Origin of the sequence: Nocardia sp. CA-129566 (assembly GCF_050956075.1) — a bacterium.
Lineage (GTDB): Bacteria > Actinomycetota > Actinomycetes > Mycobacteriales > Mycobacteriaceae > Nocardia.
In genome coordinates this window covers 8,780,515-8,805,545 of record NZ_CP192085.1, presented here as the reverse complement: position 1 = coordinate 8,805,545, position 25,031 = coordinate 8,780,515, and the positions used below count along the sequence as shown (strand labels likewise).

The window sequence follows — 25,031 nt, the reverse complement described above, 5'->3', positions numbered from 1 at the left end:
CGTTCGAGGTCGTCGTGTCCTTCGCGATTGTTTGCGGCTGGCATTGGGATAGGAGATCGAATTGGCAATGCGCTATGGATTTTTCGAGGCCACCGCGAATGGCTTCGCGCCGTTGCCGTTCGCGGCCAGCGCCTGGTCGCCGAAGATGCTCAACGGCCCCGCCATCTGCGGTCTCATGGCCAGAGCGCTGGAGCGGCAGCACTGTTCGGAAGGGTTCACACCGGCCCGGCTGACCGTCGACCTGTTCCGCCCGACACTCAATAAGCCGGTGACCGTGGTGACCGAGCTGGTCCGGGAGGGGCGGCGAATCCTGGTCGCCGATGCCGCGTTGATGCAGGACGGCGCGGATATGGCCAGGGCGACGGCGATATTCCTGAAGCGATCCCACCAGCCGCCGGGCAGCCTGTGGACCCGTGCCCGCGATCCGGAGCCGCCCTCGGTGCCGGTCGCGACGGGCCCGACCGTACCGCTGTGGGGCAGCGACGCACACGCCGACGGCTGGTCGTCCAGCATGGGCGAGCATCAGAACGACAGCCGAAAGCGCATGTGGCAGGTGCCGATGCCGGTAGTGGAGGGGGAGACCCCGTCCGGATTCGTCGGTGCCGTGGTGATCGGTGAGTCGACGAGCCTGATGACGAACTGGGGCAGTGCCGGGATCGGATTCATCAATACCGATATGACGTTGGCACTGGCGCGCACACCCGTCGGACTGGAGATCGGCGTCGAGGCCGACAATCACATCAGCGCGGACGGAATCGCCGTCGGCAGTGCGACATTATTCGATCGATCCGGATCCTTCGGCACCTGTGTGGTGACCGCGCTGTCGAATGCCGAGCGGCAGGTCGACTTCTCCGACGATTCCGTGCTACGGGCGCGAGTCGGGATCTGACCTTCGATCCGGAAGAGGTCGCGATGCCGTTATGCGGCCGTGTGGTCCTCGATCAACCCGACGAACAACTGCCGGATCGGTTCGGGCAGTGTAGTGCGGAATCGTTGGACGTGAATTTCGAACGGCTTGCCGGTCTTGCGATTTCGGAGCTGGATGGTGGGGTCGCGGCGGCCGATGTATACCCGACCGGTGTTCCACAGGCGGTGGAAGTCGGGCTGGGTGCCCAGCTCGCGCAGTAGCACCTGGACATCGGCTCGTTCACCGGCGCGGCCCGCGTAGCCGCGAAAACGCCCGACCATCAGATCGGCCTCGCGTTCCCATTCCTCGATCACCAGCCGCGCCCGCGGATCGGTGAACATCCAGCGCAGCACGTTGCCATTCGACTGCAGGCCGGGAAATGCCTCGTCGAAGGCCGCATTGCAGTCGATGACGTGCCAGCCGTCATCGAGTGCGGCGGCCAGATGCGGTGTCAGGGCATCGAGTGTCCTGCGGACCGCCGGGCCGGGCTGTTGCGGTCCGGAGTCGGTGAACCGTTGCTGTGCAAGGTGATACAGATGCACGCGCTCGTCCGGATCCAGGCCGAAAACCTGGGCCAGGGCGTCGAGTACGGATGGACTCGGATTGAACGCCCCACCCTGTTCGATCTTGGCGAGGTAGCCGACGCTGGAATGGATCGCCTCGGCCAGTTGCTGTCGACTCAGACCGCCCGGATTCGCCGCGGTCGGTCGCAGCCGCCGCGCACGCACGAATTCGGCAAGCGTCGGCACCCGTAGCTCATCCATAGGACCTCAATCTTTTTGCGTCGCACCGCTTTGCGCAACCTCGATCAGCGCCAGCGCCGCACGACTGATCCGCGCGGCGGCATCGTCGAGATCCGGTTGACCGACATCGAGCCAGGCGATCACCGCGTCCAGGATGAAGGCGGGGATGACCTGCGCTGCCCAGTCCTGCCACGGTCCGTCCGCGATCGCGGTGGTGAGATAGCGCTGGGCCAGCAGCGTCGAGTAGCTGCGGACCAGATCGGTGACATCACGGAATTCGGGCTCGCGAACGGCGTGGCGGAACAGCAGGCGAAAGGCCTCCGGATCCGCGGCGGCCGCGGCCAGTAAGGCGGAAATGCTGGTGCCGTCGATATTTTCGGTGCCGACCGCATCGCCGAGTCGGGTGTAGGCCCGTTCGAGTACGGCTGCGTACAGATCGGCCTTCGAGGCGAAGTGCCGGTACAGGATCACATGCGTAATGCCCGCTTCCGCGGCGATGTCATCGAGACCCGTTGCGCTGAAGCCATTTCGGGCCACGGCGCGGGTGGCGGCGGCCAGGATCTGCTCGCGTCGCTCGGCGCGCGGCATGCGTCGCGCGGGCGTCGGGTTCTTCGGCAAGACATCACCTCCTTGTTCAAGTGGAATGATACAAGCGATTATGTTTAAGTTGACTTGTACAAGCTAGCGTGTAGCTCGAGGAGTGAGCCATGACCGCCGATTCGCCGGAACTCGTCTGCCCCTTCACCGGCGGCGATGCCACGCCCACCTCGATCAGCCGGGTCCGCACCGCCACCGGCGACCAAGCCTGGAAGGTCACCGGCTATCGCAAGGTCAAGGAGTTGTTCACCGACGTGCGGCTCGGCCGCTCCCATCCGACGCCGGAAACCGCGGCGCGGTCATCGGAATCGGTGTTCTTCGGTCGGCCGTTCGGCAACTTCGAGACCGAGCCCGCCGATAACGCCCGCATGCGCGGACTGCTGAATCCGATGTTCTCGGCCAAGCGGATGCGCGAACTGACCCCGCGGGTCGCCGCGTTCACCACCCAACTGCTCGACGACATGGCCGAACAGGGCTCGCCCGCCGACCTGCACAAGGCCTTCGCCGAACCGCTGCCCCTGCTGGTCATCAGCGAACTGCTCGGCGTGCCCTACGAGGATCGCGCACAGTTCCGTGCCTGGAGCGAGGCGCTGTTCGACACCAGCGACGGCGCGAAATCGGGACAGGCCGGGGCCGAATGGTTCCTCTATTGCAAGTCGCTGGTCGAACGGCGCCGCCGCGAACCGGGCGAGGGCGTGATCGCGAAGCTGTGCGAGGTGCCGGACCTGCCCGACGATGCCATCGCGACCCTGTCCATGGGGTTGCTCCTGGCCGGGCACGAGACCACGGTCGTCGAAATCGGACTGTGCACCGTGCAATTGCTGCGTAATCCGGCACAGTGGCAGAAGCTGGTCCAGCGGCCGGAGCTGATACCGGGCGCGATCGAGGAACTGCTGCGGGTACACGACTCCACCGCCTTCGCCCGCTATGCGCGCACCGATATGGAGATCGACGGCGTCACCGTCCGGACCGGCGATCTGGTGCTGTTGGATGTCGATTCGGCCAACCACGATCCGGAGATCTTCACCAACGCACGCCAGCTCGACGTGACCCGGGCGGAGGGTCAGCATCTGGCGTTCGGCTATGGCCTGCACTATTGCACCGGTGCCCCGCTGGCCCGCATTGAACTGCAGGTCGCTTTCGGTCAGCTCATATCCCGCTTCCCGACCCTGCATCTGACCGTCGATCCCGACACCCTTCCGGTGCGGGAGAACGTGGTCACCAAGGGCCTGACCGCATTGCCCGTCGCATGGTGACCGCGGTCCGGATCTGCACCGCGATCGCCTCTGTCCTGGTCGGTGTTGCGGCTCCGACTTCCGCTATGGCCGAGCCGGTGTCGTGCGCACCGGCCGTGGTGACCATTGCCGCCGCCGCGGTCGTGCGGGATGAGGACTGGGCCGAGGGCTTGGCCTATGACGCGCACGGCGACCTCTGGGTCTCGCGGGTGCGGCGCAATGAGGTGGTGCGCTACGACCCGTCGGGTCGGGTGAGCGCCACCGTGGCCGTCCCGTATCCCGGTGCGGTGAAACTCGGTCCGGACCAACGGATCTACGTGACGTACGGCAACTTCCTCACCAATCTGGTGCCGGGTGCGACCGGCGGCGGGGTCGTGCGCATCGATCCCGAGGCCGCGACACCGGAGGCCGAGACCTTCGTCTCCGGACTCGGGATGGCCAATGGCGCGGCCTTCGACGCGGCGGGCAACCTCTTCGTCGCCGACACCTCGACCGGCGTCATCCGGATCCGGCCCGACGGGCAGGTCGATACCGAATGGTCGAGCCAGGCAAGGCATTTCGGTGCCGACGGCATTCTGGTCGACGGCAATGCCCTCTACGTCACGCTGTATCTCAGCCCGAACGGCCGCATCCTGCGCATCCCGCTCGACGATCCGGCGCACGCCACCGTCGTCGCGGATCTGGCCGCCGGACCCGGCGCACCACCGCTGCCCGACGATCTGGCCATCGGCCCGGACGGCCTGCTCTACGACGCCGCCACCTCCGGGCGACTGGTGCGTATCAACCCGGCGGACCACTCGATCTGCACCATCCTGACCGGTGAGCCGATGACCTCGATCGTCGTAACACCCGAGCGCGACTTCCTGGTCGGCACCGCGAGCGGAAATCTGCTGCGGGTGCGTCCGACCGATTGAAATCGACTGTCCTGCCCGAGAACTCAGACACAGTAAGGAGTGCGCCATGACCGTGGAATCGACGCATGGCTGTCCGGTCACCGGTTCGGTCGACACCATCCGCCGGACGCGGACCGCGCTGGGCGACGAAGGCTGGCTGGCCACCAGTTACGCGCAGGTCCGGACGCTATTCGCCGATCCACGGCTGGGCCGCGCCCATCCGAGGCCGGAAACCGCGGCGCGGGTATCGGATTCGGTGTTCTTCGGCGGTCCGCTCGGCAATTTCGAGACCGAGCCCGCCGATCAGGCGCGGCTGCGCGAGTTGGTGGTGCCGTTCTTCTCGCCGCGGCGGATGCGCGATCTCGGGCCGCGGGTGGAAGAGCTGACCACGCGGTTGTTCGACGAGATGGCCGCCAAGGGCGCACCCGCGGATCTGCACACCGCGGTGGCACTGCCGCTGCCGCTGCTGGTCATCTGCGAGTTGCTGGGTGTGCCCTATGCGGACCGCGATCAGTTCCGCGCCTGGACCGAAGCGCTCGGCGACCAGCAGGACGGTGCGAAGGTGCAGCAGGGGGTCGCCGGGCTGTTCGAGTACTTCATGGCGTTGGTGCAGCGCAAACGCAGCGATCCCGCCGATGATGTGCTGTCGCATCTGTGCGCCAGGGACGATCTGTCCGATCAGGGCATCGCGACCCTCGGTCTCGGACTGTTGTTCGGCGGCCACGAGACCACGGTGGTGCAGATCGGGGTCGGCGCCAAACGGCTGCTGGAGAATCTGACGCAATGGCAGGCGCTGGTCGACGATCCCGGCCTGGTGCCGACCGCGATCGAGGAACTGTTGCGGGTGGCCGACGCCACCCAGATGCCCCGCTATGCGCGCACCGATATGGAGATCGACGGCAATGCGGTGCACGCGGGCGATCTCGTGCTGCTGGATCTGACCGCGGCCAACCATGATCCGACGGTCTTCGCCGATCCCGACCGCGTCGATGTGACCCGCAAGGACGGCTCCCATGTGACCTTCGGATACGGCGCGCGCCACTGCATCGGCGCACCACTGGCTCGCATCGAACTGCACACCGTATTCACCCAGTTGGTGACCCGCTTCCCGACCATGCGGCTGGCCGTCGATCCGGCCGCGGTGCCGATGCGCACCAACAGCTTCACCGGCGGTGTCGAGGAGTTGCCCGTGAAGTGGTGAAAACCGTTGGCGTAACCGGATCTTGTTAGGCTGCTCCCTTCGGGGGATGCAGGCTGACAGGAGTACGGTTATGCCCTTCGTAACCTCCGCTGGCGCGAAAGTCCACTTCTTCGACAGCGAAGGGACGGGGCCAGCGGTGGTGCTGGGGCACGCCTTTCTCATGGATCACGAGATGTTCGCGAACCAGGTTGCCGCACTGGCACCGAAATACCGTGTCATCTCGATCGATGCGCGCGGGCACGGGCTGACCGAGCACGATGACAGCGCCTTCAGCTTCTGGGATCTGGCCCGCGACGCCTGGGCGGTGCTCGACCGGCTCGGCATCGACCGGGTGGTCGTCGGCGGCGCGGGCCAGGGTGGATTCACCGCGCTGCGCATGGCATTGCTGTGCCCGCCCCGGGTGGACGGGTTGGTCCTGCTCGGCTGCTCGGCGCGGGCGTACAGCGAGGTACAGCACATCGGCTACCGGCAGGTCACCGATGCCTGGACCGGGACCGCGCCGTTGGCGGCGATCGCGAAGATGGTCGCGGGCCTGGTCATCGGCGGCGACCGGGCCGATCATCAACCGTGGCTGGCGAAATGGCTGAGCGGTGATCGCGAACGCGTGGTCGCGGCGGCCGACTGCCTGGTCAATGTGGATGACATCACCGACCTGCTCGGCGATATCGCCTGCCCGGCATTATTGGTTCGCGGTGCCGCCGACCCCGCCTTCGATCACGACACCATGGACGCATTGGCGCAGGGACTCGGCGGCCGGGCGGAATTCCACACCGTCGAGGGTGCGGCGCACACGCCGAATCTGACCCACGCGCACGAAATCGACCGGCTGCTGCTGGAATTCCTCGGTCGAATCGGCCGGTAGTACTACTGGCCGGTGGTACCACTGGCCATGGGGTGACCAACGCCTGGTCCGGCGAAACTCTTGCCCACAGCGCGGCGCACTTGTTGTATTCGATATGGCGGCGCCGCCAATTCCGTTCCGGTCGAACGTGATTCACACAAAACGCACTGGGGGTGTCGCCGTCGTGCGGCCCCGGCGTGGGTAGGAAATGCAATGAGGGTTTCTTTTCTGTTCGGTGGCCAGGTCAGCCTGACGGCGGAGGTCATCGATGAGTTCTGCACGCGGTGTCCGGCCATCGCGCTCGCCTATGACGAGGCCGCCGCGGCGACCGGATTATCGGTGGATCGCCTGCGCGCCAGGGAAATGGCCGAAGAGCTGGCGAGCGCACCGGAGGATCGGCACAGCCTCGGCGCACTGCGTCAGGCGGCCTTCGCGCTGGGGCTGGCCGAGGAGCTGGCCGCACGCGGCTTCGAGCCGGAGGCAGCCGGTGGTTTGAGCCTCGGCGCGCTGATCAGCACCTGTGTGGCCGGAGCCGTGTCGCGATATGAACTGTTCGGCATGCTGCACCACCGTCGGCTGGTACCGGAATCGCCGGAAGGCGTTGCCGCGCATGGGATGGGACTGATGTACGTGCCGATCGAGGACGATCCGGCGAATTACTACGGTGAGCGACGGCCCGGTGTGCACCTCGCGGTGGATACCGGGCCGATCGATCAGGTGCACCGGTCGTTTGTGCTGTCGGGTTATCTCAGCTCGCTGCAGGAGATACTGGCCGAGATCGAGGCGTCGTCCGATACCCGGCAGATGTTCGTCCTCGATGCGTACAAGGGTGCGTTCCATTCGCCGCTGCAGCAGCATGCCGCGGACTTCATGCGCGGGTTCGTCGACGGCATGACCTTCCTCGATCCGAAATTCCCGGTCTGCTCGCCGGTGCGCCAGCGCAGCCTGACTACCGCCGACGATGTCCGAGATTTCGTGCTGCACAACAACTTGCTGTCGGCCAGGTATGAGCCGTTGATCCAGGAGATGGATCGCATCGGCGTGCGCGGCGGCCTGATCCTCGGGCCGGGCCTGCCGCAACCCGCGGTTCGTCCCTTCCCGGTGGAATTGGTAGCCGAGCCGACCGATCTCGACCGGCTGCCGGAATTGGCGGTGCTGCTCGGCGAGCGGGATGTGCAGAGCGTATGAAGCGTTTCGAACAGCGCCGGGTGCTGGTGACGGGAGCGGGTTCCGGAATCGGCCGGGCGATCGCATTGCGGCTGCTCGCGGAGGGCGCGACGGTGGTCGGTATGAGCCGGACCGGCGATGGCCTCACCAAGACCGAACAGATCGCGCTCGATCAGGGCGATGGCGACCGGCTGACCGTTGCGATGCTGGATATTTCGGATGAGGCGGCCGTCACGCATACCGTGCCCGCCGCGATCGCCGGGATCGGCGGTCTGGACGTTCTGGTGAATGCGGCCGGGATCGTGCGGTTGTCGCATACCCACGAGACCGACACCGTGCTGTGGAATACCGTCCTCGGCACCAATCTGACCGGATCGTTCCTGGTCACCAGGACCGCCTTGCCCGCACTGCTGGACTCCGGGCGTGGCGTGGTGGTCAATATCAGCTCGAATGCCGCATCCTATGCCGCGCCGTATCGGGCGGCGTACGCGGCGAGTAAGGGCGGGCTGGAGGCCTTCACGCGGGTGCTGGCATTGGAATACAGCAAGCGGAATCTGCGTGCGGTCTGCGTCTCGCCCGGCGGTATCGAGACGGCCATGACCTACAGCCTGTTGGACGTGCCGCCGGATATCGACCCGGGCCTGCTGAGCAAGATGGCTCCGGCCATCGGCCCGCTGCTGGGTGCACCGGAGATGGTCGCGGGCGTGGTCGCCATGGTCGCCTCCGATGACGGCGAATTCATCACGGGCACAACGATTCACGTCGACGGCGGCGCGCACATCTAAGTGGGCGAGGAAGTCAGATAACGCTGGAGGGTCGGTGCGATGTCGGCGATGATCTGATCGCGGGTCAGGCCGACCACCGGCGGCAGTTCGAGCACGTAGCGGCACAGTGCGAGCCCGAGCATCTGGGTGACGATCAATCCCCCGCGGCGCTGCGCGTCGGCCGGATCGCCGAAGCGCAGCACCGCGGGGAGCACCTGTTCGGTGAAGATCTGCCGAAAGCGTTCGCTCACGGTCTCATCGGTGATCGATGAGCGCAGCAGAATCACCAGCACCTTGTTATCGGGCTGGTCCTCCCAGATCGCCAGGAATCGGCGAACCAGCAACTCGCCGAGGCCGCTCGGCTCGGCCGACGCCAGATCCGGCAGCTCGAGGCGCACATCGACAGCCGCGGCGAACAGTCCGTCCTTGCTGCCGAAGTAGCGCATCACCATCGACGGATCGATGGCGGCGTCGGCGGCGATGGCGCGGATGGTCGCCTTGCGGAACCCCTCCGCGGCGAAGCGGGCGCGGGCGGCTTCCAGGATGGTCGCACGGGTCGCGTCCGAGCGGCGCGCAGGCGGTTGATCAGCGTCGATACTCATGCCAACAAGTGTAGGCCAACAACTGTTGACTTTCCTAGTCGAACAGGGCTACGGTTATGCCAACAAGCGTTGGCCTACAGATGTTGACTTAGGAGTTCCGATGAACACCACCCCGCTGCCGGAGACCACTTCAGTCGTCATCGTCGGGGCCGGTCCGGCCGGATTGACCACCGCGATCACCCTCGCCGACGCCGGAATCGACTTCGTTCTGCTGGACCGGCTCGCCGAGGGCGCAAATACCTCCCGCGCCGCCGTCGTGCACGCCAGGACGCTGGAGGTGCTCCAGGAACTCGGCATCGCCGATGAACTCGTCTCTCGCGGCATCGTGGTGCCGACCTTCACGGTGCGCGACCATGGCCGCACCCTGGCCACCGTCCGGTTCGACGGACTGCCCACCGAGTACCCGTACACGCTGATGGCTCCGCAGGACATCACCGAGGCGGTCCTGCTCGAGCGACTGCGCAAGGCGGGCGGCGAGGTGCGCCGACCCTACGAGATCACTCGCGTCGCCGACGAAAACGATGGCGTCACAGTCGAATACACCGATGACACCGGCGCGAGCGGCCGTATTCGCGCGGACTATGTGGTCGGTGCCGACGGTATGCACAGCGTCGTCCGGGAGCAGGCGGGCATCGGCTTCACCGGCGCGAGCTACCCGGAATCCTTCGTGCTCGCCGATGTCCGGATGGACTGGCCGATCGCGCGCAACGAAGTGGCGCTGCACCTTTCACCCGAGGGCGTGACGGTGGTCGCGCCACTGCCCGATGGCACCGAGCCGAACCGCTACCGTGTCGTCGCCACGGTCGCTGAGGCCCCCGAACACCCGACCGTCGAGGACATCCAGACCATCCTGGACACTCGCGGCCCCGGCGGCACCGTGCAGGTCCGCGAGGTGCAGTGGAGTTCGCGCTTCCGGGTCCACCACCGGGTGGCCGACCACTACGGCGCGGGCCGCGTGCTGCTCGCAGGCGACGCCGCCCATGTGCACAGCCCGGCGGGCGGACAGGGCATGAACACCGGCATCCAGGACGCCGCCTTCCTCGGCCCCTTGTTGGCCCGAGTCATCAACGGCGAGCCCGACACCGTACTGGACACCTACGAAACCACCCGCCGCCCAGTAGCTCTCGGCGTCGTCGCCTTCACCGACCGCATGACCAAGATGGCCACCCTGCGCCCCCTGCCGGCCCGCCTGGCCCGCAACACCGCAATATCGCTGTTGACCAGCATCCCCACCATCCGCACCAAACTCGCCTACCAACTGGCCGAACTCGCCACCCGCTGACCGACACCGAACGCCTCTGCCCGCCAGCGGAGGCGTTCGTCATTCAGGAGTTGGACTACTCACCACGGAGCAGATCCATGATCTCGTCCGTGCTCGTACCTTCGCTGTCTCGGCCGTCCGAGGTTCCGCGCAGCCGTCCGACGATGCGTTGTCCACGAGTGACTTCGGCACAGCGATCGGCCCGCCGGTGGCAGGTCCGGCGGGCCGATTCAGGGGCGGATGCCGACCCTTTCGAGCGATCTGCAAGCAGTCGCCAGCGGATGGGTCAGGCAGGGGTTTCCGCGAGGAGTGAGCCGATGGCTCGCAGGTGGTCGGTGGCCGCGCCGAGCGCGAATTCATTGTGCTTGGCGGCGGTGAAGTAGTTGTGCACGATGTGGTCGCGGTCGATGCCGACGCCGCCGTGCACGTGGACCACGGTGTGCGCCACCCGATGTCCGGCATCGGCGGCCCAGAATTTGGCGGTGTGCACCGCTTCGGCGCTGGCCAGATCCTCCGAGACCCGCCAGGCGGCCTGGGTGACCGCCAGCCGCAGGCCCTGGACGTCGATGTAGGCGTCGGCGAGGCGCTGGGCGACGGCCTGGAAGCTGCCCACCGCCTTGCCGAATTGTTCACGCTCGCGGGCGTATTCGGCGACCAGCTCGAGTGCGCGTTCCAGCGTGCCCAATTGCTGAGCGCTCAGTCCGAGCCAGGCGCGGGTCAGGATCCAGTCCAGGATCTCCGCGCCGGAGGCCACCGTGGCGACCAATTCGGCCGGGGTGTCGTGGAATTCGACGCCGAACTCGGCGCTGAAGTCCACCACGCGCTGGGCGGTCACCTTGACCGTCGTGTCGGCGGGATTCACCAGGAACAGGGCCGGAGTTCCGGAAACGGTGGCGGGGATCAGGATGCGGGCCGCGCGGTCGGCGTAGGGCACCGTGGTCTTGGCGCCGGTGAGCCGCCAGCCGCCATCGGCCTCGTGCGCCACCGTGGTCGGTTTGGTCGGCTCCCAATTGTGTTCCTCGGCCAGCCCGGCGGTGAGGATGATGCTGCCATCGGCCGCCCGGCGTGCCCAATCCTGCTGGGCGTCGGAGCCGAACTGTGCGAGCGTGCCCGCGCCGACCACGATCGACCACAGGTACGGCACCGCCGCGACGTGCCTGCCGAGTTCGCGCAGCACGGCGCTCTGCTCGAGTGCGCCGAAGTCGCCGCCGCCCACCGCTTCGGGCAGTGCGGCGGCCAGCACGCCGGTCTCGGCGAGGGACTGCCACAGCGGCTCGTCGAAGCGGCCCTCGGCGTCGAGTTCGCGGATCCGGTCGGCGGTGACCAATTTGGCGCAGACCTCGGCGGTCAGGCGGGTCAGGTCGAGCTGAGCTTCGGTGGGTGTGAAATCCATGGTGTCTACGTGCTTTCTGCTCAGCGCGCCGCGGCGGGTTGCTCGAGTGCGGTCATGGCGATGATGTCGCGCTGGACCTCGTTGGTGCCGCCGCCGAAGGTCAGGATCAGCGCCGCGCGGTGGAACCGCTCCAAGCGTCCGCGCAGTTCCGCGCCGGGGGAGTCCTGGCGCAGATATGCCTGCGGTCCCAGGATTTCCATCAGCAGGCGGTAGGCCTCGGTGGCCAGTTCGGTGCCGTAGACCTTGCAGGTCGAGGCGTCCCATGGCCGCGGCGCGGCATCGCCGCCCGCATCGGCCCGGCTGGCGATCTCCCAGTTCAGCAGCTTCAGGTACTCGACCTTGGCCTGCACCCTGGCCAGATTGAGCCGCACCCATTCCTGGTCGATCACCCGGGAGCCATCACCGGCCTTGGTATTGCGGGCCCATTCGGTGGTCTGGTTCAGCGCGACGGTGAGCGGACCGGCGGAGGTCAGCGCGACACGTTCGTGGTTGAGCTGATTGGTGATCAGCGCCCAGCCGCCGTTCTCCTGGCCGACCAGCGAGCTGGTGGGAACCCGGACGTCCTGGTAATAGGTGGCGCTGGTGTCCGGTCCGGCCATGGTGTGCACCGGAGTCCAGGAGAAGCCCTCGGCCGTGGTCGGCACGATGAGCATGCTGATGCCCTTGTGCTTCTTGGCATTCGGATCGGTGCGCACCGCCAGCCAGACATAGTCGGCGTAGGCGATCAGGCTGGTCCACATCTTCTGGCCGTTGATCACGTAGTCGTCGCCGTCGCGCACCGCCGTGGTGCGCAGGCTGGCCAGGTCGGTGCCCGCGCCCGGCTCGGAATAGCCGATGGAGAAGTGCAGTTCGCCCGCGGCGATCTTGGGCAGGAAGAACTTCTTCTGCTCCTCGCTGCCGTAATGCATGATCGTCGGCGCCACCGAATTGATGGTCAGGAAAGGCACCGGCGCGCCCGCGATGGCCGCCTCATCGGTGAAGATCAGCTGGTCCATGGTCGGGCGATCCTGCCCGCCGAACTCCTTGGGCCAGGCCAGGGTGAGCCAGCCGTCGCGGCCCATTTCCTGGACCACCTCGCGGTAGACGTTGCCGTGCCCGTACTCGCCGGTGGTCGCGCTCAGCGCGGCTCGGCGCTCCGGGGTGATCAGCCGCGCGAAATAGTCGCGCAGCTCCGCACGGAGCTGTTCCTGCTGCGGCGTGTACGCAATGCGCATGGCAGTACCTCTTGGGGGGTGGTCAGCCGACGGAGCTTGTGGAGTCGGCGGGGTGGGTATAGCGGATGGGGGTGGTCAGCCGACGGAGCTTGTGGAGTCGGCGGGGTGGGTATAGCGGATGGGGTGGTCAGCCGACGGAGCTTGCGGAGTCGGCGGGTGGGTATAGCGGATGGGGGTGGTCAGCCGACGGAGCTTGCGGAGTCGGCGGGGTGGGTATAGCGCAGCCTTCGTTCGATGTCGGATAACCGATCATTGCATATGAACTGAAACATGTTCCAGTATTGCGAGCGAATGTGGTCGATGACGACGCACGACATCAGATCGTGTTGTTAGGCTTCGACTAGAGCATCAGTGAAGGAGTTGCCATGAAGGTCAGTGTCGATCTGGACCAGTGCGAAGCCAATGGAATCTGTGTCGGAATCGCCCCCGACGTGTTTGAACTCGATGATGACGATCAGCTGCACATCTTGGTCGGCGAGGTGGCCGAGGATCGGCTCGATGATGTCCGCGACGCGGTTGCCCAGTGTCCGAAAGCGGCCCTCCGGCTGCAGTGACGGGTGCTTGCCGTAAACAAGAACACGTTCTAGAGTCGGCCCCGTGAGTGAGCGGAGCGAACGAACCAGATCACAGCGTGTATCACACACGGCGGAACCGAGCGCCAGCGAGGTGCAGCCGTGAGTGATGCAGACAACAGCGGTGTGAGCCTCGCGGGCCGGGTAGCCATCGTTACCGGTGGCGGCGCGGGACTGGGACGGGCCGAGGCGCTCGCCCTGGCGGGTGCGGGCGCGTCGGTGGTGGTCAACGATCTGTCGGAATCGGATGCGGTGGCCGAAACCCTCGCCGATATCCGGGCGCTCGGCGCCAAGGCGGAGTTCGTCGCGGGCAGCATTGCCGAACGTGCGACCGCCGATGCGCTCATCAGCACCGCCGAAGAGGCGTTCGGCGGCGTCGACATTGTGGTGAACAATGCGGGCATCACCCGCGACCGAATGCTGTTCAACATGTCCGATGAGGACTTCGACGCGGTGATCGCGGTCCATCTGCGCGGTCATTTCCTGTTGTCGCGCAATGCGGGCGCCTACTGGCGGGCCAAGTCCAAGGCGGCGGGCGCGCCGATCTACGGCAGGCTCGTCAACACCTCCTCCGAGGCCGGACTGCTCGGCCCGGAGGGGCAGGCCAACTACGGTGCCGCCAAGGCCGGTATCACCGCACTGACGCTCTCCGCCGCGCGCGGGCTGTCCCGTTTCGGCGTCCGCGCCAATGCCATTGCGCCGCGGGCGCGCACCGCCATGACCGAGGCGGTCTTCAGTGCTGCACCGGAGGGCGGTATCGATCCGCTCGCGCCGGAGCACGTCGCCCGGTTGGTCGCCTTCCTCGCCTCGCCCGCCGCCGATGCGGTCAACGGGCAGTTGTTCGTGGTCTATGGGCCGATGGTCGCGCTGATGGCCGCACCGGTGGTCGAGCAGCGCTTTGATGCGGCCGGTGACCAATGGAATTCCACTGATCTCGCCGCCACGCTCGGCGGTTACTTCGCGGAGCGCCCCGCCGGGCGTACGTTTTCTGCATCTTCGCTGATCGATCTCGACCGCTAGCAAGTGCTTGCAGGTTGCTTGCTTGGTCGGGTTTGCTTAGTGATGGCAGCCGCCCTCGGGCGGCTGACCAGCTGTTGATCACCCCTCTGGCAGTTGGTAGACATGGGAGTCAAGGTGTGCCCCGCCTCACAAGGGTTAGGTCATCCTGAATTGATACAGGTTGCAAATTCATAGGCCGAACCAAGCAAAAAGAGCTGTTCGAAAGTGTGAAAAAGCTTCCTACGGCAATGTGAACGTGTTCTAATCGTTGCGGCGATGCGGCCGAGGAGGGGCATCGTGCGGTGTGCAGTATTAGCAGGATGAGCAAGGAGGATCGCGCATGAACGAGGTCCTTGCCGTGCCATTGCGTGCTGTTGGCGGGTTTTTCGAACTTGTTGCCGACGTTGCGCGGGCCAGCATTAGACGACCGTTCCAAGGGCGCGAGTTCATTGATCAGGCCTGGTTCATCGCACGCGTTTCGATCATTCCGACATTGCTGGTCGCGATTCCGTTCACCGTATTGGTGAGCTTCACGCTCAACATCCTGTTGCGGGAAATCGGCGCCGCCGATCTCAGCGGCGCGGGTGCGGCATTCGGCGCGGTCACTCAGGTCGGGCCGATTGTCACGGTATTGATCGTCGCCGGCGCCGGCGCCACCGCGATCTGCGCGGATCTCGGTGCCAGAACCATCCGCGAGGAGATCGATGCGATGCGCGTGCTCGGCATCGATCCGATACACCGGCTGGTCGTGCCGCGGGTGCTGGCCTCGATGTTCGTGGCATTGCTGCTGAACGGCCTGGTGTCCACCATCGGCATCGTCGGCGGCTTCCTGTTCTCGGTGCTGCTGCAGGATGTGAATCCCGGTGCGTTCGTCAATGGCATCACCCTGCTCACCCATCTGCCCGAGCTGGTCATCTCCGAAGTGAAGGCCGGTTTGTTCGGGCTGATCGCCGGACTGGTGGCCTGTTATCTCGGCCTGAATGTCAAAGGTGGTCCCAAGAGTGTCGGTGATGCGGTGAATCAGACCGTTGTCTTCGCCTTTATGGCCCTGTTCGTGGTGAACGTCGTGGTCACCGCCGTCGGCATCAAGTTCTCGGCGCGGTGAGGCGATGGCGTTCGTAATCCAGTCCCGGTTCCCGCGTACCGTGCGGCGAGTGCGTCGTTTTTCGGACTCGCTCGATTCGGTGGGTAAACAAGCGGTGTTCTACGCGCAGGCGATCGGTGCCATCCCCCGCGCACTGCTGCACTATCGGACCGAGACGATTCGATTGATCGCCGAGATCAGCATGGGCACAGGCGCTTTGGCCGTGATCGGCGGCACGGTCGTCATCGTCGGATTTCTCACGCTGTTCACCGGCGGCACCATCGCGGTGCAGGGTTACAGTTCGCTCGGCAATATCGGCGTCGAGGCGCTGACGGGCTTCTTCGCGGCCTTCATCAATGTGCGCATCGCGGCGCCGGTGATCTCCGGAATCGGTTTGGCCGCAACGATCGGCGCGGGTTCGACCGCGCAGCTCGGCGCCATGCGGGTGGCCGAGGAGATCGACGCGCTGGAGTCCATGGCGATCCGGCCGGTGCCGTATCTGGTCGGCACCCGGGTGCTGGCGGGCATGATCGCGATCGTGCCGCTGTACGCGCTGGCGGTCATCTGCTCGTTCATCGCGAGTCGCTTTGCCACCGTGGTGATCTACGGGCAGTCCGCGGGCGTCTACGACCACTACTTCTCCACCTTCCTGATCCCCAGCGACATCCTCTGGTCCTTCGCCCAGGCGATCTTCATGGCCTTGGCGGTCATGATGATCCACACCTACTACGGCTACAACGCCGCGGGCGGACCGGTCGGTGTGGGGATCGCGGTCGGCAATGCGGTGCGGGCCTCATTGGTCGCGGTGGTCACGGTGACGCTGCTGATCTCGCTGGCCATCTACGGCACCTCCGGCAACTTCCATCTCTCCGGGTAGAGCGGTATGGCAACGAAGCAATCGGGAAGCGGCCTCGGCGCGGCACTGCGCGGCGGGCTGGGGCTGAAGCTGGCCGGGCTCGGCATGGTGCTCGCGCTGGTCGCGATCGTGTCCGTCGCGATGGTCATGTTCGTCGGCGGGTTCACCAAGACGGTGACCGTCACGGTCGACGCACCGCGCAGTGGTCTGGTGCTCGACCCCGACGCCAAGGTGAAGATTCGCGGTGTGGAGATCGGCCGGGTCGCAAAAATCAAGCAGACCGGCGATGGCGCCAGGCTCACGTTGGCAATGGATCCCGAACTGCTGAAAATGGTTCCGTCCAATGCGGCCGTGGATATCAAGTCCACCACAGTATTCGGCGCCAAATACATCAATTTCATTGTGCCGGAACAAGCCTCGTCCACTTCGCTGAAGCCCGGTGCGACCGTCACGGCCCAGTCGGTGACCGTCGAATTCAATACGCTGTTCCAGCATTTGACCGATGTGCTGCAGAAGATCGAACCGGAAAAGCTCAATGCCACCCTGTCGGCGCTGGGTACCGCGCTGCAGGGGCGCGGCGAGAAGCTCGGTGATCTGCTCGCCCGCAGCGATGCCTACCTGCGCGATATCAACCCGAGTCTGCCTGCGCTGCAACGGGATCTGGTCGCCTCGACCGGCGTCACCAACCTGTACGCCGACACCGTGCCGGATCTGCTGCGCACCACCGATAACGCGACCGTGACGGCCAGGACGATCGTCGAGGAGCAGGAGAACGTCGATGCGATGCTGGCCAACCTCATCGGACTGGCCGACACCACCGGCTCGGTCCTGCGCGAGAACGAACACCCGCTGGTGACGGCGCTGGATCTGCTGCGCCCGACCACCCAGCTGCTCAACGACTACAAGCCCGCGCTGTACTGCCTGGTCGTCGGCCTGGCCAATGTGCTCCCGATCGGTGAGGACATCTTCGGCGGGCGGTTCGAGGCGGTGCCGCTGAATGCGAGTTTCATGCCCGGTGCCGATGCCTACCAGTACCCGCAGGATCTGCCGAAGGTCAACGCCACGGGCGGGCCGCACTGCGACGGCGTCGTCGACCGGGTGCCCGACAGCCACGCGAACTTCGTGGTCACCGATACCTCCGAGGGGCATGTCTGGACGCCGTCGACGACGACACATCTGAACGGTCCCAAGGTGTTCCAGATCCTGTTCGCCGGACTGCCGGGGGTGGGGCAGCCGTGAGCAGTCAGCGCGCGACAACCATCAAGCTGACCATCTTCACCGTGGTGATGGCGCTGGTCCTGGCCGGGCTGGTGGTGGTGTTCAGCCAGATGCGCTTCGCCAGGGAGAGCGGCTATCACGCGGTGTTCACCAGCTCGTCCGGCATGCTGGACGGCGCCAAGGTGCGCATCGCCGGTGTACCGGTCGGTTCCGTGACCGGGGTCCATGTCGGCAAGGACAATCTCGCCCATGTCGATTTCGACGTGGATAGCAAGTATCGGCTCTACACCAGCACCAAGGCGACCATCCGCTACGAAAACCTGGTCGGTGACCGGTATCTCGAACTGATGGAAGGGCCCGGTACCGCTCAGGTGATGTCGAAGGGCGCCACCATCGGACTCGACCGCACCGCACCCGCGCTCGATCTCGATATGCTGCTCGGCGGCTTCCGGCCGCTGCTGCGCGGCTTGGATCCGGCCCAGGTGAACGATCTGACCGAGGCGCTGCTGCAGGTCTTCCAAGGGCAGGGCGGCACGCTGGTCGCGCTGCTGAACAGCTCCGGATCGTTCAGTAAGACCCTGGCCGACCGAGATGCGTTGATCGGCAGTGTGATCGAGAATCTGAAGACCGTGCTCACCACTATCGATGAGCGCGACCAGCAGTTCGGCACCACACTCGACGAATTGCAGCGCCTGGTCAGCGGTTTGGCCGCCGATAAGGATCCGATCGGCGCGGCGCTGCCGCGGATCGCGGGCGCGACGGGGGATCTGACCGATCTGCTGCAACAGGCACGACCGGATCTGAAGACCACCTTCGAGCAGGCCGGCGCCCTCGCCGCCAACCTCGACGACGGATCCGACACCATCCAGTGGGTGCTGGATCGACTGCCGGATACCTATAAGAAGCTGGTCCGGATCGGTGCGTATGGATCGTTTCTGAACATGTACGTATGCGGCACGAACTTCCTGGTCGACGGTCCCGACGGCAAACCGCTGCACATCACCCTGCCCGGTTTGCAGACAACGGGAAGGTGTGCGAAGAACCGATGAAAGAAACCCGATCACGCGCCGCCTCCCTCGGCATCATCGGCATTGTCGTCGCTACCGCGATCTCCCTGTCGGCCCTGCAGGTCGACCGGTTGCCGTTCATCCGCTCCGGCGCGACCTACACCGCGTATTTCGCCGATGCGGGCGGACTGGTGCCCGGTGACCAGGTACAGGTCGCCGGGGTGCGCTCCGGACGGGTCGAGCAGGTGCGGTTGGACGGTGCGAAGGTCTACGTCCGGTTCACCCTGGACGAATCGGTCGTACTGGGCAATAAAACGAGCGCCGCCATCAAGACGAATACGGTGCTCGGCCGCAAGTCCCTCGAGGTGACGCCGTCGGGCAGCGGCTCGACCCGACCGGACGACACGATTCCGCTGGACCGCACCACCTCGCCCTATTCGCTCACCGACGCCCTCGGCGATCTGTCGAATACCGTCAAGGGCCTGGATATGGATCAGGTCAACAAGACCCTCGACGCGCTGTCGGCGACCTTCGCCGATACCCCGGCCCCACTGCGGTCGGCACTCGATGGCGTCACCCAGCTCTCGCGCAGCCTGAATGCCCGTGACAAGGCACTGACCGATCTGCTCGGGCGGGCCCAGAACGTCACCAAGGTGCTGGCCGATCGCAGCAATCAGATCAACGCGCTGCTGGTCGACGGCAATGAGCTACTCGGTGAGTTGGATCGGCGGCGTGGCGCGCTCAGCCAGTTGATCGTGTACGTGAACGGGCTGGCCCAACAGCTGAGCGGATTCGTCAACGATAACGAGGCACAGCTGAAACCCACGCTGGACCGGCTGAATTCGGTGCTGGCACTGCTGCAGTCGAATAAGGACAACCTCTCCAAGGCCCTCGACGGACTCGGTCCGTTCGCGGCCGCGCTCGGCGAACAGGTCGGCAGCGGTCCGTACTTCCAGGCGTATGTCTCGAACGCGAGCACGCGGAGTCTGCAAATGCTGGTCGACGCGCTGGTGTGGCCGCAGCATCTGCCGGACTCTTTTCGCGCCTACCTCACCGACCCCGCGCCGCCGTCGATCGAGCCTGCGATTCAGGAGCCGCCGCGATGAACGCCCTACGCACCATTCGTACCGCGCCGCGGTGGGCGCGGGTGCTCGCTCTCGTCATCATCGCCGCGCTGGTCGTCGTCGGGGGATGGACTCTGGTGTCGCGGATCGGAAAGACCTCGGTCACCGCGTATTTCCCGTCCACGAACGGTTTGTACGCCGGTGACGACGTGCGCGTGCTGGGGGTCAAGGTCGGCCGGATCGATTCGATCGATCCGGGCAAGGACAAGGTTCGGGTCGAGATGACGCTGGACCGCGGTATCGATATTCCCGCCGATGCCAGGGCGGTCCTTATTTCGCCGTCGCTGGTGTCGGCACGGTTCATCCAGTTGGCGCCCGCCTACACCGGCGGGCCGAAGTTGGGTGACGGCGGCGTGATTCCGATCGAGCACACCGCAGTTCCGGTCGAATGGGATGACATCAAGACCGAATTGTCCAAGCTGGCAACGACGCTCGGTCCGGTCGGGGATGACAAGCAGGGATCGTTCGGGCGGTTCGTGAACACCGCCGCAGACAATCTCGGCAATGGCAACGCGCAGGCGTTGCGCGATACCCTGCGCGAGCTGTCGCACACGCTGAGTACGTTGTCGGACGGGCGCACCGATCTGTTCGGCACCATCCGCAATCTGCAGCAGTTCGTGGATGTGCTGTCCAAGAGCAACAATCAGATCGTGCAATTCGGCGGGCGGCTGGCCTCGGTATCGTCGGTGCTCGCCAATGTTTCCGGTGATCTCGGCGCCGGGCTGGACAATCTGGATATCGCCGTCGGTGATGTCAAGCGGTTCATCGACGAGCGCGGCGGCGCGCTGACCGAGGGGGTGCAGCGGCTGGCCGAGGTCACCCAGAACCTCGCGGATAAGCGGCCCCAGCTCGAGCAGGTATTGCATTCCGGGCCGACGTCTCTGGTGAACTTCTATCAGATCTACGATCCGGCCCAGGGCAGTCTCACCGGCGCGGTCGTCGCGCCGAACTTCGCCAATCCGTTCGCCTTCCTCTGTGGCGCGGTCGAGGCGAACGAGGCCAATGGATCCGACCAGAGCGCCGCGCTGTGCAGGCAGTACCTGGCACCGGTGATCCAGCAGCTCATGATGAATTACCCGCCGCTGCTGGCCAATCCGGTCTCCAACCAGACCGCGTTCCCGCACCAGCTGGTCTACAGTCCGCCGAGTCTGGCCGCGAGCGGGCCCAGTGCTGACCCGGTCGCGGAGTCGAATCCGGTCACTGTGCCGAACGGTATCGCCGGACTGGCCATTCCGGGAGGAGGGCGATGATGCGATTGCGACGCCGAGGGATGCGGCTGGCCGGTGCGGCGATCGGCGTGGCCGTCGTGCTGGGAGTGAGTGGCTGTCAATGGGACGGGCTCAACTCGCTGCCCCTGCCGGGTGTGGCCGGAAATGATCCGAACGCCTATGAGGTCAAGATCCAGATGCCCAATGTCACCACGCTGACCCGGAATTCGCCGGTCCGCGTCAATGACGTGACGGTCGGCACGGTATCGAAGATCGATGTGGAGGGCTGGCACGCACTGGTCACCGTCAGGCTGAACCACGATGTGAAGCTGCCGGCCAACGCGACCGCCAAGATCGGGCAGACCAGTCTGCTCGGCAGCAATCACCTCGAACTCGCCGCGCCGAAAGGTATTCCCCCGCAGGGTGAGCTGAAGGCCGGCGATGTGATCCCACTGGACCGAGCCGGTGTCTATCCGACCACCGAGCAGACACTGTCCTCGCTGTCGGTGGTGCTCAACGGCGGCGGTATCAGCCAGCTCGAAACCATCACCCATGAACTCAACGCGGCGTTCACCGGCCGTCAGGATGCGATCCGGGACCTGCTGCCCCAGCTGACCCAGCTGACCACCACGCTGGACACCCAGACCAAGGACATCATCGACGCGCTGGGCGGACTCGACCGGTTCGCGGGCACGCTGGCCCAGCAGAAGGATCGGGTGGCCGCGGCCATCGAGCAGATCCACCCGGCGCTGACCGTGCTCGCCGATCGCCGCCAGAACATCACGAATACCATTACCGCCCTTGGTGATCTGAGCGATGTGGTGCAGCGGATCGTGACCCAGGGCGGGGACGATCTGAAGGCGAATCTGCGGAATCTGGCACCGGTGCTGGAGACCCTGGCCAGAACCGGGAACAGCCTCGTCGAGGTCACGAAGCTGATATTCACCTTCCCGTTCCCGATGAAGAATCTCGACAACGCGGTCAAGGGCGATTACATGAACCTGCTCATGACCGTTGATCTCACGGGTAAGCGACTGGATTCGAACTTCCTGACCGGCACCCCGCTCGGCGGTCGGTTCGGCGGGGTCGAGGGCGCACTCGGTGGGATGGCCGGTACCGCGGAGGGCAATAGCGATCCGGCGACGGCGCCGCTGCAGCCATCGCCCGCGACACCCGCGCCGATGCCGAGCATCCCTGGGCTGCCACCGATTCCGGGTCTGCCCGCGATTCCCGGTCTCACCGTTCCGCCCGCCGGACAGGCAGGTGCGGGCCGATGAAACTGACGCGCTTCGTCCGGATCCAGTTGACCATCTTCTCGGTGCTGACGGTGATCGGCCTGGTGGTGATGGCCGGTGTCTATGTGGGACTGCCCGCCATGTTCGGCATCGGCCGCTATGAGGTGACGGTCAAGCTGCTCGCCACCGGGGGGCTGTATCCGACGGCCAATGTCGCCTACCGCGGCACGAATGTCGGCAAGGTGAAAGAGGTTCGGCTCACCCCGGAGGGTGTGGACGCGAAGCTGTCCATCGATAGCGATTACAAGATTCCCGCCGACGTCGACGCGTGGGTGCGCAGCGTCTCGGCCATCGGCGAACAGTACGTCGATCTGGTTCCGGTCTCGAATCCCAAGGGCGGCAACCTGTCCGACGGTTCGGTGGTTCCGGTGGATCGCACCAGGCTGCCGGAGGACATCGGTTCGGTGCTCGATCGCTCCGACCGCCTGCTGGCCAGCATCGCCGATACCAAGCTGCGGCAGGTGATCGACGATGCGTTCACGGCGTTCAACGGCGCCGGACCGGATCTGCAGAAATTCATCGACTCCGCATCGCTGCTGGTGCAGGAGGCGCAGGCCAATGTGGAGCCGACCAAGGATCTGCTGGACAAGATCGGCCCGCTGCTGGACACGCAGAACCGGTCCGATGCCGCCATCCGGTCCTGGACCCGTGACCTGGCAACGGTCACCGACCAACTGCGCGCCCATGATCCGTCGCTGCGCAATCTCATCGAGAAGACTCCCGGTGCCGCGCAGCAGGTGAGTTCGCTGTTCCAGGATCTGCGGCCGACGCTGCCGATCCTGCTGTCGAACCTGGTCAGCATCGGTCAGGTCGCGGTGACCTACCACGCCGGTCTGGAACAGATCCTGGTGGTCTATCCGCCGCTGACCGCCGCCTTTTTGACCGTCATCCGCGGACCGGTCGAATACGGCGCGATCGTGGACTTCCACCTGGAACTCAACGATCCACCCGGCTGCACCACCGGCTTCCTGACCCCGGAGCAGCGCCGGTCACCGGCTCAGCTCGACTTCCCGGATACCCCGCCCGGCCTGTACTGCAAGGTGGCGCAGAACGCCAAGGAAGCGGTGCGCGGTATCCGCAATACGCCGTGTATGGAGGTGCCGGGCAAGCGGGCGCCGTCACCGGAGCTGTGCCGCGACCCGGTCGGCTATGTGCCGGAAGGCAATAACCCGCCGTTCGGCCCGCCGCAGCCGGTGACGCCGTCCGGCGACCCGATCGGTGACCAGGGCTCGACCCACCCGGCGGCGCACAGTACAACATTGGATCCCGGCAGCGGGACGTTCATGGGACCGGACGGACGCACGTACCGTCAGGGGGATATCGGAAAGGACGGATCCGGCACGATACCGTCGAGTTGGCAGGCGATGCTTCAGGAGCAGCAACAATGAGTGAGCGCAGCGAGCGAATCATCGACACAGCGTGCTTCGCTCATGGCGGAGCCGAGCGTAGCGAGGTGCAGCCATGAGTGAATCCAGTGTGGTCAGGGGTCGGATCCGACGACGTGCGGTGCGTTCGGCGGGCCCGCCGCCGGATGACACCCTCGAACTCGAGGCCGAAGACGGCGCGGACGCCCCCGAGCGGGTCGAGCTGTCCAAGGCGGCCGCGGTCGATGTGACGGTCGAGGCCGAAAAGACCGCGCCGGTCGCCGACAGTGCGCACGAGTCCACGGAAAGCGCGAGCGAGGCCGCGGATTCCGAGCCCGTGAACACACTGGAGATTCCCAGCGTGGCCGATGCCGTCGAGGCCGAGCCGAAGTCCGGCCCGCCGCGGTGGTTGCTGGTCGCCGGGGCCGCGGCGGCCGCGCTCATCGCGATCGCGCTGGTGGTGTCCACCGGATTCTTCACCTACCAGCTGCATAGCGCCACCGAGCGCGATGCGCGGCGCGCGGACTATACGCAAACCGCCAAGCAGGCGATCCTCAATCTCACCACCATCAAGGACGACACCGCCAAGGCCGATATCGATCGCGTCCTCTCGGTGGCCTCCGGCGAACTCAAGGCCGAATACTCGCAGCGCAAGGATGCCTACGCGAGCGTGGTCGAGCAGGCCAAGGTGAAGGCCACCGGCGAGATCATCGAATCCGCCATCGAGAGCGAGGACGGGGATTCGGCGCGCGTGCTGGTCGCCGCCAAGCAGACCCTGACCAATGCGGGCATGGCGGATCCGCAGACGCGGTTCTACCGATTCCGGGTCACCGTCACTCGCGGCGATAACGGGATCACCGCCTCACAGGTGGAGTTCGTAGCATGAATGCAGCATCGAGCAGCGATTCGGTGCGGGGTGGCGGTCGGGTGATCGCTGGGCGCAGGCGAGTAGTTGTTGTGGCGTCGGCCGTCGCCCTCGTCGTTGTTGCGTTGGCGGCGATCTGCGGAGTCACCGGATACACGTACTGGAACGATCGCAAGAGCGAACAGGCGCGCACCCAGGTGGTGCCCGCCGCCCAGCGCACCGTCGAGGCGATGTTCACCTACAACTTCAAGACGGTGGACGCCGAATTGCCCAAGGCGGCGGACAATCTCACCGGTAGCTTTCGCGACGACTACCTGAAGCTGATCAGGGAGGCCATCGCACCGGGCGCCAAGGACAAGGAACTCAACGTTCAGGCCACCACCCAGGCCACCGGTGTCGTCTCCGCCGAATCCGCGCATGCGGTGGTGCTGCTGTACCTGAATCAGGTGACCACGAGCAAGGATGCGCCGCAGGCCAATATCAGCACCAGCCGGGTGAAGGTGAGCCTGGACAAGGACGGCGGGCACTGGCTCGTCTCGGCGGTCACGCCGATCTGATTCGCGCTCAGTTGGTTTCGCGATCTCTTCGATGCCACGCACGCCTCGCCGGGGACGCGCGACA

At 65.7% G+C, this 25,031-nt stretch carries 25 protein-coding genes; 20 read left to right on the top strand and 5 right to left on the bottom strand.

The genetic code is table 11. The annotated features are described in order from the left end of the window. Positions 1-67 precede the first annotated feature (67 nt). The gene (locus ACQP0C_RS39145) at positions 68-889 is read left to right on the top strand and encodes an acyl-CoA thioesterase domain-containing protein (protein ID WP_433734784.1); all 822 of its coding nucleotides are present in this window, start codon (positions 68-70) and stop codon (positions 887-889) included. 29 nt (positions 890-918) lie between these two features. On the opposite strand, the gene ACQP0C_RS39140 is transcribed toward ACQP0C_RS39145, so the two are convergent. Together ACQP0C_RS39140 and ACQP0C_RS39135 are read right to left on the bottom strand one after the other, a co-directional pair. Further along, positions 919-1,671, bottom strand: a complete 753-nt coding sequence (locus ACQP0C_RS39140; RefSeq protein WP_433728495.1) for a helix-turn-helix domain-containing protein — start codon at positions 1,669-1,671, stop codon at positions 919-921. Between the two features lie 6 nt (positions 1,672-1,677). Beyond that, positions 1,678-2,268, bottom strand: a complete 591-nt coding sequence (locus ACQP0C_RS39135; RefSeq protein ID WP_433728492.1) for a TetR/AcrR family transcriptional regulator — start codon at positions 2,266-2,268, stop codon at positions 1,678-1,680. Between the two features lie 89 nt (positions 2,269-2,357). On the opposite strand from ACQP0C_RS39135, the gene ACQP0C_RS39130 reads away from it, so the two are divergent. The 6 genes from ACQP0C_RS39130 (at position 2,358) to ACQP0C_RS39105 (ending at position 8,369) form a co-directional block, all read left to right on the top strand. After that, positions 2,358-3,503, top strand: coding sequence for a cytochrome P450 (locus tag ACQP0C_RS39130; RefSeq protein WP_433728490.1), 1,146 nt, complete (start codon positions 2,358-2,360; stop codon positions 3,501-3,503). Beyond that, positions 3,497-4,396 (top strand): SMP-30/gluconolactonase/LRE family protein, encoded by a 900-nt coding sequence (locus tag ACQP0C_RS39125; RefSeq protein WP_433728488.1) that lies wholly within the window; start codon positions 3,497-3,499, stop codon positions 4,394-4,396. The genes ACQP0C_RS39130 and ACQP0C_RS39125 overlap by 7 nt, the downstream gene beginning before the upstream one ends. A 46-nt stretch (positions 4,397-4,442) precedes the next feature. Beyond that, complete coding sequence (locus tag ACQP0C_RS39120; protein ID WP_433728486.1) at positions 4,443-5,576, top strand: cytochrome P450; 1,134 nt, start codon at positions 4,443-4,445, stop codon at positions 5,574-5,576. Positions 5,577-5,646: 70 nt separating this feature from the next. Then, positions 5,647-6,438, top strand: a complete 792-nt coding sequence (locus ACQP0C_RS39115; protein WP_433728484.1) for an alpha/beta fold hydrolase — start codon at positions 5,647-5,649, stop codon at positions 6,436-6,438. Between the two features lie 192 nt (positions 6,439-6,630). Then, entirely contained in the window at positions 6,631-7,605 is a 975-nt protein-coding gene (locus ACQP0C_RS39110; RefSeq protein ID WP_433728482.1) for a hypothetical protein, read from the top strand. Continuing rightward, positions 7,602-8,369, top strand: coding sequence for an SDR family NAD(P)-dependent oxidoreductase (locus ACQP0C_RS39105; protein ID WP_433728480.1), 768 nt, complete (start codon positions 7,602-7,604; stop codon positions 8,367-8,369). The genes ACQP0C_RS39110 and ACQP0C_RS39105 overlap by 4 nt, the downstream gene beginning before the upstream one ends. Here the strand turns inward: ACQP0C_RS39105 and ACQP0C_RS39100 are convergent. Further along, a complete protein-coding gene (locus ACQP0C_RS39100) occupies positions 8,366-8,950 on the bottom strand; it encodes a TetR/AcrR family transcriptional regulator (RefSeq protein ID WP_433728477.1) in 585 nt (194 codons plus the stop codon). The two genes, ACQP0C_RS39105 and ACQP0C_RS39100, sit on opposite strands and share 4 nt — an antisense overlap. Positions 8,951-9,050: 100 nt before the next feature. Here ACQP0C_RS39100 and ACQP0C_RS39095 point away from each other — a divergent pair, with 100 nt between their 5' ends. Continuing rightward, entirely contained in the window at positions 9,051-10,232 is a 1,182-nt protein-coding gene (locus tag ACQP0C_RS39095) for an FAD-dependent oxidoreductase (protein WP_433728475.1), read from the top strand. Between the two features lie 265 nt (positions 10,233-10,497). On the opposite strand, the gene ACQP0C_RS39090 is transcribed toward ACQP0C_RS39095, so the two are convergent. Continuing rightward, complete coding sequence (locus ACQP0C_RS39090) at positions 10,498-11,604, bottom strand: acyl-CoA dehydrogenase family protein (protein ID WP_433728472.1); 1,107 nt, start codon at positions 11,602-11,604, stop codon at positions 10,498-10,500. A gap of 20 nt (positions 11,605-11,624) precedes the next feature. Continuing rightward, a complete protein-coding gene (locus tag ACQP0C_RS39085; RefSeq protein WP_433728470.1) occupies positions 11,625-12,818 on the bottom strand; it encodes an acyl-CoA dehydrogenase family protein in 1,194 nt (397 codons plus the stop codon). A gap of 365 nt (positions 12,819-13,183) precedes the next feature. Here ACQP0C_RS39085 and ACQP0C_RS39080 point away from each other — a divergent pair, with 365 nt between their 5' ends. The 12 genes from ACQP0C_RS39080 (at position 13,184) to ACQP0C_RS39025 (ending at position 24,967) form a co-directional block, all read left to right on the top strand. Further along, positions 13,184-13,372, top strand: coding sequence for a ferredoxin (locus tag ACQP0C_RS39080; protein WP_354959653.1), 189 nt, complete (start codon positions 13,184-13,186; stop codon positions 13,370-13,372). A gap of 120 nt (positions 13,373-13,492) precedes the next feature. Next, a complete protein-coding gene (locus tag ACQP0C_RS39075) occupies positions 13,493-14,410 on the top strand; it encodes a 3-oxoacyl-ACP reductase (RefSeq protein WP_433728468.1) in 918 nt (305 codons plus the stop codon). Between the two features lie 319 nt (positions 14,411-14,729). After that, positions 14,730-15,494 carry an MlaE family ABC transporter permease gene (locus tag ACQP0C_RS39070; RefSeq protein WP_433681287.1) on the top strand — a complete coding sequence of 255 codons (765 nt, stop codon included), beginning with the start codon at positions 14,730-14,732 and terminating at the stop codon, positions 15,492-15,494. A gap of 4 nt (positions 15,495-15,498) precedes the next feature. Beyond that, positions 15,499-16,350: an MlaE family ABC transporter permease gene (locus ACQP0C_RS39065; RefSeq protein ID WP_433728466.1), complete on the top strand. Its 852-nt coding sequence runs from the start codon at positions 15,499-15,501 to the stop codon at positions 16,348-16,350. 6 nt (positions 16,351-16,356) lie between these two features. Continuing rightward, entirely contained in the window at positions 16,357-17,568 is a 1,212-nt protein-coding gene (locus ACQP0C_RS39060; protein ID WP_433728464.1) for an MCE family protein, read from the top strand. Beyond that, positions 17,565-18,596, top strand: coding sequence for an MCE family protein (locus tag ACQP0C_RS39055; protein ID WP_433728462.1), 1,032 nt, complete (start codon positions 17,565-17,567; stop codon positions 18,594-18,596). The genes ACQP0C_RS39060 and ACQP0C_RS39055 overlap by 4 nt, the downstream gene beginning before the upstream one ends. Then, entirely contained in the window at positions 18,593-19,660 is a 1,068-nt protein-coding gene (locus ACQP0C_RS39050) for an MCE family protein (RefSeq protein ID WP_433728460.1), read from the top strand. Before ACQP0C_RS39055 ends, ACQP0C_RS39050 begins: the two co-directional genes overlap by 4 nt. Then, positions 19,657-20,928 carry an MCE family protein gene (locus ACQP0C_RS39045; protein WP_433728458.1) on the top strand — a complete coding sequence of 424 codons (1,272 nt, stop codon included), beginning with the start codon at positions 19,657-19,659 and terminating at the stop codon, positions 20,926-20,928. Before ACQP0C_RS39050 ends, ACQP0C_RS39045 begins: the two co-directional genes overlap by 4 nt. Then, the gene (locus ACQP0C_RS39040) at positions 20,928-22,163 is read left to right on the top strand and encodes an MCE family protein (RefSeq protein ID WP_433734783.1); all 1,236 of its coding nucleotides are present in this window, start codon (positions 20,928-20,930) and stop codon (positions 22,161-22,163) included. Before ACQP0C_RS39045 ends, ACQP0C_RS39040 begins: the two co-directional genes overlap by 1 nt. Further along, positions 22,160-23,569 carry an MCE family protein gene (locus ACQP0C_RS39035; protein ID WP_433728455.1) on the top strand — a complete coding sequence of 470 codons (1,410 nt, stop codon included), beginning with the start codon at positions 22,160-22,162 and terminating at the stop codon, positions 23,567-23,569. Before ACQP0C_RS39040 ends, ACQP0C_RS39035 begins: the two co-directional genes overlap by 4 nt. A 73-nt stretch (positions 23,570-23,642) precedes the next feature. After that, positions 23,643-24,431: a hypothetical protein gene (locus tag ACQP0C_RS39030; protein WP_433728453.1), complete on the top strand. Its 789-nt coding sequence runs from the start codon at positions 23,643-23,645 to the stop codon at positions 24,429-24,431. Next, on the top strand, positions 24,428-24,967 hold the full coding sequence (locus ACQP0C_RS39025) for a h domain protein (RefSeq protein ID WP_433728451.1): 540 nt from the start codon (positions 24,428-24,430) through the stop codon (positions 24,965-24,967). The genes ACQP0C_RS39030 and ACQP0C_RS39025 overlap by 4 nt, the downstream gene beginning before the upstream one ends. Positions 24,968-25,031 lie beyond the last annotated feature (64 nt).